Below are 16,171 nucleotides of genomic sequence, written 5' to 3' on the forward strand. Positions count from 1 at the left end.
AAAATACTGAATCTATACAGGAAAGAAGGCATTCAAATGATGAATCATCAGGAAAAAAGTGGTCCGAAGTCAAAGATTGATTTTTTCGATCAGGCGTTTACTCGTAATCCATTTCCCGTCTACAGTGAAATTCGCAGAGAAGATCCGGTTTATCGTTTTATGATGCCTAGCGGGGAGTATGCGTGGATTGTTACTCGATATGAGGATGCACTTGCCATTTTGAAGGACCCGCGTTTTGTTACTAATCCTCCTTGGATGCAGCAGGAGGGCCCAACAGATCATCATAATATTCTTTCGAAAAATCTGCTTAGCGTTGGACCTGCTGATCATCGGCGTCTTCGCAATTTAGTCCAGAAGGCTTTCACCCCGCGGATGATTGAAGGGCTGCGAGGCCGAATAGAAGAAATTAGCAATGATTTGCTTGATAAGGTGCAGAATAAAGGAGAAATGAACTTAATAGAAGATTTTGCTTTTCCTTTGCCGATTATCGTCATTTGTGAAATGCTCGGCGTACCAATCCAAGATCAGGATAAATTTCGCGATTGGTCCAATACAATTATGGAGGGAGCCTACAATCCATCCTATACCGAGAAGGGCTCGAAAGCTGTTGAAGCTTTTATAAGCTATTTGCATGGTTTGATTACAGAGCGGCGGGAAAATCCTCAAAATGATTTGATCAGTGATTTAATTAAGACGGAGGAGCAAGGAGATAAGCTGTCTGAGCAAGAAATGTATGCACTCATATTTGTCTTGATTATTGCAGGCCATGAAACCACGGTTAATTTAATTGGGAACGGTGTGCTTGCATTGCTTGAGTTTCCTGAGCAAAAGGAAAAGCTGCTGAAGCAGCCTGAGCTTATTCATTCAGCTATAGAAGAGATTTTGCGTTATAACGGACCGGCTGAAGCCAGCAATATCAGGTGGGTGACGGAAGCTGTTGAGTTCCAAGGAAAGTCCATTCTTGAAGGAGAAATGGTGCTTATATCGTTTGCTTCAGCAAACCGGGATATCGAGCAATTTAGTGATCCAGATACGCTGGACATTACAAGACAAGCTAATCAACATCTTGCGTTCGGCAAAGGCATCCATTACTGTCTTGGAGCGCCGCTTGCAAGGCTGGAAGGCGAAATTGCCATTAGCACCTTGCTGCGTCGTATGCCCGGGCTTCGTTTGAAAACAGATCTGGCACAGTTGGAATGGCGCCCAGGCATTATCATCAGGGGAGCAACAGAAATCCCGGTTGTATTCTAATGAAACTGTTGTTGCTGCATTGAAAAAAGAAGTGGCGACGTCCGGGAGGTTATCCCAGCGTCACCACTTCTCCTTTTCTTCCAGCAGATAAGCTGCTATTTTCCTATCAGGAGCTAGATAAAAGCTAGATGAAAATTCACTATTTCAAGTGTTGCCCGGTGGCCGCAAATAGTCCAGAAACACGGTCTTCAACACTTGCAGCTGGCCGAATGTCCCTGCATTATCTTTGAAAATGACCAAGTTGTAGGACATGGATACTTTTTTGGCAAAACTGCCGAAAACGTTGATCATGGTCATTAAGGTATCATCAACGGAAATATCGTTGCGAATAGAGCCGTCTTCGTGGCCCTGTTCGATAAGCGTTTGAAATAGCAGCTTGTTGCTCTCAAAAATGGCATGATATTCCTCCAGCAAATCCGCCTGCTCATGAGGTAAGTAAGCCCAGCTATCAAAAGCTTCAATCAGTTGTATGTTCTCGCGGTGTTCCTCTTGATGGAATGAAATGAACAAATCAAATAGATAGCTGAGTTTTTCCATGCAGTTGCCGTTTATTTCGCTAACCGAGCGGAAGACTTCTGACTGGGAAGCGATAATGGCGCTTGCGATCGCAACGATCAGCTTCTCTTTTTTTGGAAAATAGCGAAAGATGGTGGCGATGCCAAGCGGCACTTCATCCGCAATCTCCTGCATCGTTGTTTTATCGAAGCCCTTGCGGACAAACAGCTTCTTAGCTGCTTCCATAATGCTTTCCTCGCGCATCGATTTAATGCTTTGACGTTCTTGCTCATACCTGCTTTTTGCGTCCAACATTTCACTTCCTCATTTGCGTTTGTTCGTGTGAACATGCTAACAAACTTAATAGTATCTGTCAATTTCGTTGGGTGAGGGGGCGAATTCATAAAGGTTGTGTGGAAATGAAAAATATGATATCGTTAATATCTAAGTGATAGTTGTACTATCATTAACATTTCATTTATCATCCAGGGGGTAATTTTACATGTCTTATAATGAAAAATGGACAATTGGCGATCTTCTCGCGAGCGAGCAAGCGGTTGCAGTTTTGGCCAAGCATCTTCCGGAGTTTATTAATGAGCCGACCTTCAAGATGGCATCTATGCATACACTGGATCAGCTGGCTGCGATCCCGCAGGTGGATTTGCCTCAGGATAGGCTAGATGCTTTGAAAGCCGATTTGGCTTCGGTGGATATTGCTGAGGCTCCTGCAAAGCAGGTGGCAGCCGCACCGAAGCCTGGTACCGCTCACGCATTGTCTCATGAGGGAAAAGTGATCATTGTTACTGGAGCGGCTGGTGGAATTGGCAGGGCAAGTGCGCTTAAGCTGGCTGCAAGCGGAGCTAAGGTTACGATTGTTGATTTCAATGAAGAGGCTGGCGGGGAAACGCTTCGCTTGCTCAATGAGCAGGGCGGAGAAGGGATCTTCGTACAGGCGGATATTTCCAACAGCGCGGATGTGCAGCGTTACATTGATGCGACGCTTGATACGTATGGCAAAATCGACTGCCTGTTCAATAATGCGGGCATCATCCAGAAATTTTCGCTGCTGCAGGACATTGACGAGGAGCATTTTGACCGTATCATCAATGTAAATCTCAAAGGTGTTTTTCTCGGTATGAAGTATGCATTGAAAGTAATGGACAAGCAGGGCTATGGCAATATTATAAATACAGCTTCAACAACTGGCGTACGGGCGGAGCACAGCCTTGCAGCGTATACGGCGAGCAAGCATGGCGTAATTGGTTTGACAAAAGGAGCGGCCCTCGAATATGTGAAGAAGGGCATTAGAGTGAACGCGATTTGTCCTGGCGGAGTAGCGACTGGCATTACGGCAAGCGTGCCGCAGCAGCTTCAGGAAAGCGGTTATGTGCCGGAGGAGTTCCCGAATATGCGGATGGGACGGTATGCTGAGCCAGAAGAATTGGCAGATGTTGTGGCTTTTCTGGCTTCCGACGCTTCAAGCTATATGACTGGCTCCGTAGTGCTGGTCGATGGCGGGTTGACGCTGTAGTTTTTCAACATAGGTCACGAGAAATCCCGATGCAGCCGGACTGTTTCGGGATTTTTACATGATTATGGCTGCGAAAAGGGAGCGAGACTGCTTACAACGTGTCAGAATAAGAAATCGTTATGCGGCCTTAATATCGCGTTATATAGAGGACCCATTTATTTTTGTACAATTAAATAGATAGATAAGGATGATTATAGGCAGAGAGGATTTGACTTATGAAAATCGTAAATTTAAAAACGAACCGTATCGTCAACCCGTTAGGCTTCACTTTAGAAAAACCGCGTTTTTCCTATGTGGTAACGGATACATCCGCCAAGAAGCAGACAGCTGCACAAATTCAGGTCGCTCTGGATGAAGCATTCTCGACGACCATCTTTGACAGCGGACAATCAGCCGACATTGACAGTCTCTCTTATGAATGGCATACAGAGCTGCTGCCGCGTACGCGCTACTTCTGGCGGGTTACGGTGTGGGCGGACAACGGAGATACGGCAACAAGCGAGCCTGCCTGGTTTGAGACAGCGAAGCTGGATGAGTCATGGACTGCAAAGTGGATCTCTCCCGAATTGGACAAGCAGATTCATCCTGTTCTGTTCCACACGTTCAACCTGCCAGGAGAAATCGTATCTGCACGCGCCTACGTCTGTGGACTGGGCTTGTACGAGATGGAGCTGAACGGCGTCAAGGCGGGAGATGAATACCTGACGCCATTATACAACGCCTATCATAAATGGCTGCAATATCAGACTTATGATGTGACAGCACTGCTGCAAGCCGGAGAGAACAAGATTGAAGTTAGCCTTGGAAACGGCTGGTACAAGGGGCGCTTCGGTTTCGATGGCGGCGAAGAAAATATTTATGGGGATGAATTTGCGCTGCTTGCGGAAATTATGGTGACATTCAAGGACGGGTCCACGCAAGTGATTGGTACCGATCAAAGCTGGTCTGCACGGAAAAGCAAGATTATTGAAAGCAACATTTATGATGGCGAGAAGTATGATGCAACGTTTGTGGATTCAAGGGTGTATCAAGTGAAAGCAGCAGATCTGGGCTATGATCGACTAATGGCCCGGCTCAGCTTGCCAGTGGTCGTGAAGGAACGGCTTGCGCCCGTAGAGATTCTGACTACCCCTGCGGGCGAAACAGTTATTGATTTGGGCCAGAATATGGTTGGCTGGCTGCAGTTCCGGACGAATGCGCCAGCGGGAACCATCATTCGACTGCAGTATGGCGAAGTGCTGCAGAACGGTAATTTCTACCGAGATAATTTGCGTACGGCCAAGGCTGAATATGTGTATACAGCGAATGGCGATGAAGCGACTGTGCGCCCTTATTTTACCTTTTACGGCTTCCGTTTTGTAAAGGTAGAGGGATGGCATGGCGAGCTGAATCCGAAGGATTTTACAGGATGTGTCGTTTATTCGGATATGGATCAGACCGGGCATTTCGAGACGAGCAACCCGCAAGTCAACCGGTTGTTCCTGAACGCGCTATGGGGACAGAAGGGCAATTTCCTCGACACGCCGACGGACTGTCCGCAGCGTGACGAGCGGATGGGCTGGACCGGAGATGCCCAGGTGTTCTCAGGCACAGCTTGCTTTAATATGGATTCATACGCATTCTTCAGCAAATTCGGCTACGATTTGTACCAGGAGCAGAAGGATCAAGGCGGTATGGTGCCGATGGTTGTACCGGCTGGCATCGTACCTGGAGGCGGCTCCAGCGCTTGGGGCGATGCCGCGACAATCATTCCTTGGAACGTCTATCTGCATTCTGGTGATAAAGCGATTCTCGAACAACAATTCGAGAGCATGCGCGGCTGGGTAGATTTTATCAGAAAAACGGAGGAGGAGTCGGGCGGTAAGCGGCTATGGACAACCGGCTTCCACTTCGGGGACTGGCTCGCGCTGGATGGGTCGAATCCAGATACTCCTATGGGCGGCACGGATACACATCTGATCGCAAGCGCATATTACTGCTACTCGTCCGAATTGGTTGCCAAGGCTGCAAGGGTGTTGAAGAGAGTGGAGCTTGCCGAGCAGTATGGGCAGCTCGCTGCGGAAATCCGCGCGGCTATCAAAGCTGAGTTTTTTACCGCCAATGGACGATTTGCAGTAGATACCCAAACCGGGTATGCGGTTGCTTTGTTTATGAACCTCGTGCCAGAAGAATTCCGTGCTCGCATAGCCGCCGATTTGCGCATGCGTATGCGTGCTGACAACCATCATCTGCGGACCGGCTTCGTAGGTACACCATATTTGAATCGTGTTTTGTCTGCAGAAGGCAGCAATGATATTGCGTATACGCTGCTGCTCAATAATGATTATCCAAGCTGGCTCTACGCTGTCGAGCTCGGTGCTACCACGATATGGGAGCGATGGAATTCCATTCTTCCAGACGGTTCTCTCAGCAGCACCGGCATGAATTCGCTTAATCACTACGCTTATGGAGCGGTAGTTGAGTGGATGTATCGTCATGTCGCCGGACTAAATCCAGCGGAAGACAAGCCGGGCTTCCGGCACGCTATTATCGCTCCGCAGCCTAATCTGCGTCTTCAGTGGGCCAAAGCTGGCGTCCATACGGCGGCAGGATTGTACCGAAGCGAGTGGTCTATTGATGAAGCGGGCAAGCTTGCCTTTCGTTTCACGATTCCTTTCCATGCAACCGCAACGGTTCTACTGCCGGATGCTAACGTCTCGAATGTGACCATCAATGGGATAAAGCTGGAAGAAAGCGGAGTAGAGGGGAGACAAGCAGGGGAAGCGGTAAGCCTGCTGCTTGATAGCGGAATTTATGAATTGTCCTATGTGCCTAGTAAGCCTTATAAGAAAACATTCAGCACTCGAACCATTATTGATGAATTGTTGGGCGTAAAGGAAGCTAAAGCGATTCTTGTAGAGTTCGTTCCTATTGCTGCTGCTATGACACCTGGAATGGCGGGACCGATGGGAGCCGCTTCGATTAGAGATCTGGCAACCTATCCGGGCTATTCGGCAACCGAAGAGCAATTAGACGAAATGGATAAAGCGCTGGGAGCGATACCCGTTAGCTAATGAAACGTTGATCTTACACATGAAAGAGCCTGCTATCCTAAGCTTGTTTGGATACCAGGCTCTATTTTATGTTTTATTGCGGTATTCTTGCGGAGTGGCGCCATAATGTTTTTTAAATATTTTAATAAAATGCGGTGCGGCTAGAAAGCCGATTTGGCTGCTCACATCGGCAATTTTCAAATCGGAATTTTTGAGCAGGTAGGCGGCACGTTCCATTCGCACAGTATAGAGGTAATCGCCGATGGTCTCGCTGGTTACGGTTTTATACACTTTGGAGAGGTATACAGGATGCAGGCCAATATAATCCGCCACCGATTGCAGCGAGATCCCTTCAGCCAAGTGCTCCTCGATAAAGCTGCGAACTTTCGAGGCAATCAGCTGGTGCGAATCCTCTAACTGTGTTGCCGATTGGTCCCTGAGTCCGATTATGATTTTCTCCGCCCATTCCCAAACTCGCTGTCGCGATAATTGGCTTTTTTTGCGGAGCAGCAAGTTAAACTCTTCTCCGAGCTGCTCCTCCAAAGGACCGTTCTGTAGCGAAAACGTCATGGCCAGCGAAGAGGAAACCAGCAGCACGATAGCCAGCAGTTGGTCGTGCGTGGGCTCAAGCGTTGTATTCATGCCAAGTGCACGGTTCAGTATACCAAGTGCTTTATCCCACTTTCCTGATTCCAGCATACTAGGCAGCAGAGGCAGATCATATAAGGGGAGGAGCTTATTCTCCTCAAGTTCCACAACCGTTTCATCCGTCTTCAAGAAGTAGCTTTTGTGACCGCCTACGTTCCGCTGGATAGAAATTACGCTTTTATGGTAAGTGTCCTGTATATGGTCGGGAAAAGATCTTTCTCCGCTTATACAGATTGTCAGCGAGCCCTTCAGAAATCGCTGTACATGCTTTTGCAGCTTGACTGCTGACGAATCGATTAAGGTTAAAGTCTCCAGCTCCTTGCTTTTGATCAAAAAGACTAAATAGCCGGCATCCGTTGTGCAATGCCACAGCTCAAACAGATCCTGAAATACTTCCTGCGCAATATTAGTCACAGCATATTCAAGCAGAGAAAGGGAATCAAGGTCATATTCTGCAAACTGTTCATCCAGCCTGACCAGCATCATGACAAACGGATCGCCCGTCTGAAAGGAGATGTCAAGCAGCGACAGCCGCTCTTGCAGCATCTCCTGGCTGATCGCCTTTTGCTGAATGAGATCGTTTAGCAATCGGTCTTTTAGCAGTGGAAGATTGGCATGCAAGGTGCGCTTCAGTCGCTGATGCGAGCTGAGTTCTGTCCATTCCTGTTCGATGGCAGCAATGATCACTTGTACGGATTTAATTAATTCCCCAATGTCTACCGGTTTGAGTAAATAGCTTTCTGCACCGTAGCTGATCGCCTTCTGGGCATATTCAAATTCATCATGCCCGGATAATATAATGGAGCGGATTTTTTTGGACAGGCGGCGGAGCTGATGAATGAGCTCCAGCCCATCCATTTCCGGCATGCGGATATCGGTAATCATAATGTCGATCGTATGCTTGGCAGCAATGTGCAGCGCTTCCTCTGCCGAATAGGCAGGATAAACGGTGTCAATGCCATAATCGCTCCACGGAATGGTAAAGGCGAGACTATCTACGACAGAGTGCTCATCATCGACAATTAATAGCTGGTACATGGGGATTCTTCCTCCTTATCTAACTAACTATGCGGCTTAGGCCAGAACAACGAGACCGTTAGTCCACCATGGGCGTTGCTGGTAAATTCGATGCCGGAAGGCGACTCGAAGTGAATGATCATTCGCTGCTGAATATTCCATAGCGCACAGCCCATGGAATCGTCAAGCGGAAGCTTGATACGGGACGAGAGGGCAGCGATTTCTTCGCTGCTTAGGCCCTTCCCGTCATCCTCTACGCTGATAAGGTAATGAGCTTCAGTCTCGCAGCCCGTCACGCTAACAAGGCTCGCGCTCCGCTTGCCTTCGATACCGTGCACAACGCTGTTCTCCACAAGCGGCTGGATTAGAAGCTTGGGAATCCGGAGCTCTCTCATGGATTCAGGTATGGAAATCGTATATTGGAGTCGTTCCATCCGGAGGCTTTGAATGTTCATATAGTTCTCGACAACGGCGATTTCCTTCTCCAAGGTGGTGATTGGTTCATTCAGCCGTGTTGTATAACGAAAATATTCAGCAAGATTTTGCGTCATCGCGGTGACCGCCTCGTCGTTGCCTAGCCGTGTCATATTGTTGATAAAGAATAGGCAGTTATACAAAAAATGAGGATTGATTTGCGCTTGCAGCTGCTTGACCATCGCCTCGCGCGTTACGATTTTTTCTTTGTATACCTTTTCAATCAGCTCTTCAATCTGGCTGGCCATGTCATTGAAGCTTTCGTACAGAATATCAAATTCGTTGCGACTGGACCTCTTAATCCTGTAAGTGAAATCTCCATGCTTAAGCAGACGCACTCCCTTTAACAGGGTGACAATCGGCAATTGCACCTTGCGATAAAGAAACAATATCGTCAGGATGCTGGTTAACAGCAGGATAATGCAGGCAATGTAGAACGTATTTTGGGTTTTGATAATGGGCTCCAAAGCCTCATTAAGCGGCACATAGTCGATCATATACCAGCCAAGCGTCTCGGAACGAAAATAATTGACCATATAGGAGATGTCGCCAATCGACAAGATTTCCGTGCCTTCCGTCTGGTTCATAAGGGGTGAGAGCAGGTGCAGCAATTGTTGCACCTTTTGTCCATCCGATTGGTCATTAAGAAGAACGGTGCTGCCTTCCTTGAAGAAAAAGGGATCGTTGCTGTCAATAATTCCTCGATTCAACATATCGGTTATATTCGTCTTCGGGAATGCTACCTGAATGGTATATCCAGCATGATAGCGGTACAAGGCAAATGTTTGACGCGGCGAATCCATCACCCAATCATTGCTGTTTTCACTAGCAAGAGGAGCCTCTGGGGTATAGGGTGTGCCAATCCAGGTGCTCAAGATAGTGGAATAGATGGATACACGATTGTTCCAACCCTCCGAGAAGCTTTGAAGATTCATCTTTTCCGTCAAATCCCGGATCAGCACCATCTGGTCGAAGCTGTCCATCAAATCGACGGAAGGCAGAAGCGCAACCTTGGAGTCTGTCTCCAGAGCGGCGGCCAGCATATTCAGCTGCTCGACATTATGATTCAGACTGTTCACGGCGAATTTGATGCGATTCAGGTTATTGGCTTGTATGTCCTCGCGAACCGTATTCAAGCTGAATTGGATGGTGTAGCTGTACATGATCATGACGACAATAGTTGTAGAAAGAATTAACATCAATATTTTGATGAAGGTCGGATATTGCCTAAGCAATTTCGGATTAGGTTTGAACATGGCACCGTTTCCTTTTTGGTATGTACGAATCTTATCCCTATTGTAGGCATTAGCAGGGCTGTTTACAACGCTCCACTGGTTCGCCAGGCCGAAATGTTAAGAATGAATAACAGATGTTTGTAAAACGATATCCCCCCAAGACCGTTCAAGTTAAGAAAACGTTATCATTCCTTTGTATTGCATTATATCCCGGATCATGATTCAGCCCTTACACTAAAGCCATCGGTAAAATTTCATTTCGTAGGAGGCTTTTTATGGAAGTGGCAGCTAAGAATCACAGGGAAAAAATGGTGCGTAGGAAGGACAGCTGGCAGCTTTATCTGATGCTAATTCCGGCTGTACTGCTTGTCCTGATCTTTGTTTATATGCCGATGGGCGGGCTGGTTATGGCTTTTCAAAACTATAAGCCGTATCTAGGCATTCTGAAATCCGACTGGGTGGGGCTTGAGCAGTTCAAATTTTTATTTGAATACCCAGACAGCGTGCAGGTGATCTGGAATACGCTGAGAATTGCTATGCTGAAGATGTTTTTTGGTTTTATATCTACTCTGGGTTTTGCGCTTCTTATCAATGAAGTCCGTCGCAAAGCGCTGAGAAGCACCGTTCAAACGTTTGTATTCCTGCCGCACTTTCTTTCATGGGTCGTGCTCGGTGGCATTTTCGTTGAGCTGCTTAACCCGGACACCGGCTTAGTCAATCAGGCGCTGCAGGCGATGGGCATAAAGCCAATCTTTTTTCTGGGTGACAATAACTGGTTCCTCTTTACAGTCGTCTCGAGTGAGGTATGGAAGGAATTTGGATATGGGTCGATTATCTTCCTGGCAGCTATTGCCGGCATAAATCCGGCACTTTACGAAGCGGCGCAGCTGGACGGGGCCGGAAAATGGAAGCAGATGCTTCATATTACGCTGCCTTCGATGATTCCGACGATGGTAGTCGTCCTTACATTATCGCTGAGTCAAGTTCTGAATGCGGGCTTTGACCAAATTTTCAATTTGTACAACCCTCTCGTCTATGAGAAAGGCGATATTATCGATACATTCGTTTACCGCATTGGTTTAATTGACGGCAATTACAGCTTCTCCACAGCCGTAGGTTTATTCAAATCCATCGTCAGCCTGATTCTCATTATGGGAGCGTACAGATTAGCCTACAAGGTAGCAGACTACAAAATTTTCTAAGGGGGATTCCCATGCAAGTGATTTCAACGCCTCAACGCTGGTTTCAGAGCTTCAATAATGTCATTATGATATTGCTGGCGCTTATCTGTATTGTTCCTTTGCTTCATGTTATTGCGATATCGCTAAGCTCTAGCGCGGCGGTCATGGCCAATAAGGTTACATTTTTTCCGATTGAGCTGAACTTTAATTCCTATACTAAAGCGCTCGAAAACCCTGTATTTTTGCCTGCCATATGGCTTTCTGTGCAGCGAACCGCGCTGAGTCTAGGTCTTGGGCTAATCGTGAACTGCATGGCAGCTTATGTATTGTCCAAGGGTGGAGGAAGGGATGGTATCGCCGGCTACAAGGGCTTTGTCGGTCTCTTCATCGTCGCCATGCTTTTTAACGGCGGGCTGATCCCTACGTATTTACTCGTAACCAAAATCGGATTGTACAATTCGATCTGGGCGCTTGTACTTCCCGGACTGGTTAACGTCTTCCATTTGATTCTAATTATGAATTTTTTCAAGGCGCTGCCCAAGGAAATCGAAGAGTCGGCTTTTATGGACGGCGCCAACCATTGGCAGGTGTTCTCCAGAATGTTTCTGCCGCTGTCACTGCCTGTTCTGGCTACCGTTGGTCTGTTCATGGTCGTAAGCGATTGGAATGAATGGTTTGCGGGATCGATTTATATGAGAGGAGACAACGTGCCGCTTAGTACGTTGTTGAAATCGCTGATTGCTGTTCCGATAGTCGATGCCAGCAACGTCAATGAAATCGCCAAAATAAATAACCGCTCCATTCGAGCTGCCCAGGTGTTAATCGGGGCGCTGCCGATTCTGCTCATTTATCCTGTACTGCAAAAATTTTTCACGGCGGGCATCGTTATAGGAGCAGTTAAAGAGTAGCGGAGGGAAGTTAAGATACCGCTATGGCATCTTGCATTATCGTTATATTCACGCTTTGAAAGCGCTATTAAAATAAAGAAGCAAGCAGTCATTTATTAATTGGGGGTAAACAAATGCGCAACCAGAAGAAATTCATTTTAACTAGCATCGTGCTAGTGCTCAGCCTCAGTACCGTTATCGCCTGCAGCAACGGCAACCCTTCAGGAAATGCGAAACAGCCTGAAGCACCAGCAGAATTTAAAATGGTTGATGGCAAAATTGAACCTGCTGTTACGATCACGATGGTGAGGGGCGAGGACCCGACTGTCAAATTCAAAAATGGCGAAAGCTACATGGATAATGTGCATACCCGCTGGGCAAAGGATACGCTAGGCGTAGAGTTGAAGACGTTATGGACCTCACCTTCGGGAGATAGCTCCTACGATACCAAGCTGAAGCTGATGCTTTCCTCAGGTGACGAACTGCCTGACCTGTTCGTAGCCAATCAAGCCAGCACAATCAATACGTTTATTGATTCGGGTACATTGCTGGATGTGTCTGATGCCTTTGATAAATATGCTTCCGATACGTGGAAAGCTGCTATGGAGGAAGAGCCTACTGCATGGCAGCCCTTCATGAAGAACGGAAAGAAATTTGCCATTCCTGTACTGAGACCAACTTTGGGTACCCAATCAACCCTCTGGATCCGTCAGGATTGGCTGGACAAGCTGAATATGAAGGCACCGAATACATTGGTGGAGATGGAGGCGCTCATGGACGCCTTCGTCAACGAGGATCCGGATGGGAACGGAAAGAAAGATACTGTAGGGCTGGAAATTGCGATGAAGGATCAAATGCTGGGGGCTCCGATGGGAGACTCCTCATGGATTTTTGGTCTTTTCGGAGCTATACCTGAGAGATGGTATCCAGGCGCTGATGGCCATCTTCAGTATGGCTCCATTCAGCCCGGTATCAAGTCAGCACTTGGAAAATTAAATGAGTGGAAGAACAAAGGCTATATCGCAAGCGATATTGCGCTTCATGATTTCAACAAAGTGGCGGAGAACGTAACGGCAGGAAAGGTAGGCATGCTGGGTGGCGAGAGCTGGATGATGGTGTATCCGGGCTCCATGCTGATGGCGTCCAATCCTTCGGCTATCTATAATTCATATCCGCTTCCCGAAGGCGTCGATGGAAAAAATTTGCGTACGGTAGCCAATCCATATTCCAGTGCAATATTAATCAGCAAGGATATCTCTGAAGAAGCGCTGCAAGCGTTTTTCCATTATCAGAATGCAATGTTCGATGCATACAATTCGGATGATCCCTTTATTTTCAAAGGCTTTCAGGATGGCTATGATTACATCATTCAAGATGGCAAAGCGAATATGGACGAGAAGCAGATTCCGGGTGGAAAAACGCCTACGATGAAGTATACGATTGCCGGATCAGATGCCGTTTATCCTTCCAAAAGGATGGAGGCAAATCTAAAAATGGCGAAAAACGAACCTTTGACGAACAAGGATCTTGCTGCGCTTGCACCTACAGGCATTTTGGGAATAGACGACACCAATCCACTTGAGCATTTTACAACCAAGGCGCTTCTGGTGGGTATTGAGCAGACTGATGCGGACGTACGGGAATACTTCCAAGGACCGTCAACGAAGACGATGCTGTCGAGAAAAGAACTGCTTACTAAAATGCAAATGGATACGTATATCGAAATCATATATGGGAAAAAGCCGGTAGACGCATTCGACGCTTTCGTCCAGAAGTGGAAATCGTCCGGCGGAGAGGACATCACTAAGGAAGTTAATGAGTGGTATGCCTCCGTCAAGCACTAGCATTAAGGCAGGAAGGCTCTGGGGTTTAGACCAAAGCCTTCTTGTTTTTTAGCAGGAACAAAATTTAATAATGAATGGAATGATCCTATGAAACTAATTACACAGCCATTAACGAATGAAAATGTTACCTTGACGGCTTACCTGCTTGACCAGTCTCATGAAATGCCAAACACTCGAATCCGGCCCGCAATTCTAATTTTTCCAGGCGGCTCTTATCGTGGATGTTCGGCCAGAGAGGCTGAGCCGGTAGCGATGGCCTTTTTGGCTGAAGGCTATCAGGCTTTCGTTTTGAAATATTCGCTAAATCAAAATGCTGCGTTCCCCCAACCGTTAAACGATGCGGAGGAAGCGCTTGAGCTTATTCGCGAGCATAGCGAGCAATGGGGTGTAGACCCGTCGAAGGTGGCGGTATGCGGCTTCTCGGCAGGAGGGCATTTGGCTTCGGCATTAGGCACAATGGGACGTATTCGTCCGAATGCGATGATATTGGGTTATCCACAGATTTTAGCGACTAATAGCAATATATTTCCTGTTGAATTGCCGGGGATCGATACCGCTGTGGATGCCGCAACGCCACCGGCCTTTATTTTTCATACCTTCGAGGATACTTTGGTGCCTGTAAACAATGCATTGGCTATGGCTTCGGCCCTTGAACAGTTCAAGGTGCGATTTAGCGGGATGCGATCTATGGTGGATGGCGATGCAGCTAAATGGTTTGGCCTATGTGCGGCCTGGCTTGAAAATGTTTTCGGAGAATTTGCATCGGATCAGGATATTCTATTGGATGAAAATATTAGTGAATACGGTATAGATGTTCAACTGGGTGTACTCTTAAAAAATTCTGCTTGTGAAAAATTAATCTATGGAGTGCTCCCGATGCTTGAAAATAGTCCGCAGCTGAAGGATGCCTTACAAGTCTCCATTCGACAGATTAACGAGTTTAGCGGGGGAATGCTTTCACAAGAAGTAATGGAGAAATTGGATCTTGAACTTAAGGGTATTCCGTTCGTTTAATTGGCTTGCTGGCCTGCAATCTTAATATCGCGATATGTAAAGTTCAAAATGCGTTATATCGGCAAGCTTGCTGGGGTCTTACACTTATCTTAGAACACCAAGATAGAATTATAGGAGGAAGAGAAGTGTCTAGAGAACGCACGAACCGTAGTCTGGCAGGAGATGCAATGGGGCAGTTTGGCTTGAATATCAGTACAGGGCTTGTAGGAATGATGATGTATTACTATACGGATGTTGTTGGGGTTTCGGCTGCTATCGTGGGAACGATCATGATGCTGACCAAGATTCTGGATGCGCTAGCCGATGTTGGAATGGGCGTATTGGTTGATCGGACAAAGTCAAGGCATGGACAGGCGAAGCCATGGCTGCTGTGGATGACCTTGCCGATGTTTGCCTCTATCTTTCTACTCTTCAGCATGCCCGATTTGAGCTCGGGCTCTAAAATAACTTACGCTGTGATCACGAATCTGCTCTTTTTTATTTGTGTTTATACCCCTACCTCTATTCCATACAACAGCCTGATGGCCTTAACGACACGTAGCCAACAAGAACGAGGGTTAATGGGAATTTACAGAGCAGGCTTCGGCTATTTGGCCGGTATGGCTGTGGCAATAGGTTTTATCCCGATTGTGAATGCAATGGGCGGAGGAAAGCAGCAATGGACGCTTCTTGCTTCTATTTATGCGCTCATTGCGGCCGCAGGCATATTCATTGCCTTTCGTTCAACAAAGGAGAAATATAATACAAACCAGCTGAGAGAGCTAGGAGAAATCAAGAAATCATATTCGCTCTGGACGGGGCTTAAGCTGCTTGTGACCAATAAGTATTGGTTAATCGTCGTAGCTGTAGGGTTGCTCTCTAATATCTTGTTCGCCCTGTCTACAACAGCAGGTATGTACTATGCCAAATACATTTGGGGCAATGTGAATCTCGTAAGCATTATGGGGGCGATCGGATTCATCCCGGTTGTTGTCATTTTCTTAGGTTCAGGACCAGTCATGAAACGAATCGGCAAGAGAAATACGGCAATAGTTGGGCTTGTTATTGGGATAGCGGGATCACTGCTTCGTTTGCTAGACGTAGAAAACGTGTCTCTGGGGCTGGTCGGCTCCATCATGCAATCCTTCGGCATGATTCCGCTCATGATTGTGCTAATGCCGCTGCTTACAGATACGATTGAGTATGGGGAATGGAAGCACGGACAGCGTCTTGTAGGGCTGACCAACAGCGTCAGCAGCTTTGGACAGAAGATCGGTACGGCTGTCGGCACCGCGTTAATTGGCTGGATGCTGGCATGGGGAAATTACAAGGAGGGAGCAGCGGAACAAGGTCAGGCTGCTCTGCAAATGATTATTGGCTTTAATATTTACATTCCTATGATCGCCTATATTCTTATTGCGATTCTGCTGTCCAAATTCTCTTTAGAGAAGCAATATGTCCAGATTTTGAACGATTTGGAGAATCGAAAAATCCATAAACCGTAACCCGTAACCCGTAACCCGTAATCCATAAGTGACAAGGTGTAAAATCTGCCAGCCCGGCTTGAATCGGATAAATATTAT

Annotated in this window: 11 protein-coding genes; 8 read left to right on the forward strand and 3 right to left on the reverse strand. The window is 47.1% G+C overall.

Annotation, left to right across the window (positions count from 1 at the left end):
- Nucleotides 1-36: 36 nt before the first annotated feature.
- Nucleotides 37-1,251: a cytochrome P450 family protein gene (locus ABEW34_RS01475; protein WP_430154227.1), complete on the forward strand. Its 1,215-nt coding sequence runs from the start codon at nucleotides 37-39 to the stop codon at nucleotides 1,249-1,251.
- Nucleotides 1,252-1,395: 144 nt separating this feature from the next.
- On the opposite strand, the gene ABEW34_RS01480 is transcribed toward ABEW34_RS01475, so the two are convergent.
- The gene (locus tag ABEW34_RS01480; protein WP_430154229.1) at nucleotides 1,396-2,061 is read right to left on the reverse strand and encodes a TetR/AcrR family transcriptional regulator; all 666 of its coding nucleotides are present in this window, start codon (nucleotides 2,059-2,061) and stop codon (nucleotides 1,396-1,398) included.
- 457 nt (nucleotides 2,062-2,518) lie between these two features.
- Here ABEW34_RS01480 and ABEW34_RS01485 point away from each other — a divergent pair, with 457 nt between their 5' ends.
- Together ABEW34_RS01485 and ABEW34_RS01490 are read left to right on the forward strand one after the other, a co-directional pair.
- Complete coding sequence (locus ABEW34_RS01485) at nucleotides 2,519-3,277, forward strand: SDR family NAD(P)-dependent oxidoreductase (RefSeq protein ID WP_430154591.1); 759 nt, start codon at nucleotides 2,519-2,521, stop codon at nucleotides 3,275-3,277.
- Between the two features lie 215 nt (nucleotides 3,278-3,492).
- Nucleotides 3,493-6,330, forward strand: a complete 2,838-nt coding sequence (locus tag ABEW34_RS01490) for a family 78 glycoside hydrolase catalytic domain (RefSeq protein ID WP_430154231.1) — start codon at nucleotides 3,493-3,495, stop codon at nucleotides 6,328-6,330.
- A 66-nt stretch (nucleotides 6,331-6,396) separates the two neighbouring features.
- On the opposite strand, the gene ABEW34_RS01495 is transcribed toward ABEW34_RS01490, so the two are convergent.
- Both ABEW34_RS01495 and ABEW34_RS01500 read right to left on the reverse strand, forming a co-directional pair.
- Nucleotides 6,397-7,995 (reverse strand): response regulator transcription factor, encoded by a 1,599-nt coding sequence (locus ABEW34_RS01495; RefSeq protein WP_430154233.1) that lies wholly within the window; start codon nucleotides 7,993-7,995, stop codon nucleotides 6,397-6,399.
- 23 nt (nucleotides 7,996-8,018) lie between these two features.
- Entirely contained in the window at nucleotides 8,019-9,704 is a 1,686-nt protein-coding gene (locus ABEW34_RS01500; protein WP_430154235.1) for a sensor histidine kinase, read from the reverse strand.
- Between the two features lie 254 nt (nucleotides 9,705-9,958).
- Here ABEW34_RS01500 and ABEW34_RS01505 point away from each other — a divergent pair, with 254 nt between their 5' ends.
- The 5 genes from ABEW34_RS01505 (at nucleotide 9,959) to ABEW34_RS01525 (ending at nucleotide 16,093) form a co-directional block, all read left to right on the forward strand.
- On the forward strand, nucleotides 9,959-10,885 hold the full coding sequence (locus ABEW34_RS01505; protein WP_430154237.1) for an ABC transporter permease: 927 nt from the start codon (nucleotides 9,959-9,961) through the stop codon (nucleotides 10,883-10,885).
- A gap of 11 nt (nucleotides 10,886-10,896) precedes the next feature.
- Nucleotides 10,897-11,772, forward strand: coding sequence for a carbohydrate ABC transporter permease (locus tag ABEW34_RS01510; protein WP_430154239.1), 876 nt, complete (start codon nucleotides 10,897-10,899; stop codon nucleotides 11,770-11,772).
- Between the two features lie 113 nt (nucleotides 11,773-11,885).
- Nucleotides 11,886-13,595 carry a sugar ABC transporter gene (locus tag ABEW34_RS01515; RefSeq protein WP_430154241.1) on the forward strand — a complete coding sequence of 570 codons (1,710 nt, stop codon included), beginning with the start codon at nucleotides 11,886-11,888 and terminating at the stop codon, nucleotides 13,593-13,595.
- 162 nt (nucleotides 13,596-13,757) lie between these two features.
- Entirely contained in the window at nucleotides 13,758-14,609 is an 852-nt protein-coding gene (locus tag ABEW34_RS01520; RefSeq protein WP_430154593.1) for an alpha/beta hydrolase, read from the forward strand.
- A gap of 125 nt (nucleotides 14,610-14,734) precedes the next feature.
- Nucleotides 14,735-16,093 (forward strand): MFS transporter, encoded by a 1,359-nt coding sequence (locus tag ABEW34_RS01525; RefSeq protein WP_430154243.1) that lies wholly within the window; start codon nucleotides 14,735-14,737, stop codon nucleotides 16,091-16,093.
- The last annotated feature ends 78 nt before the right edge of the window (nucleotides 16,094-16,171 follow it).

The sequence above is a fragment of the Paenibacillus algorifonticola genome, from assembly GCF_050481745.1.
Lineage (GTDB): Bacteria > Bacillota > Bacilli > Paenibacillales > Paenibacillaceae > Pristimantibacillus > Pristimantibacillus algorifonticola_A.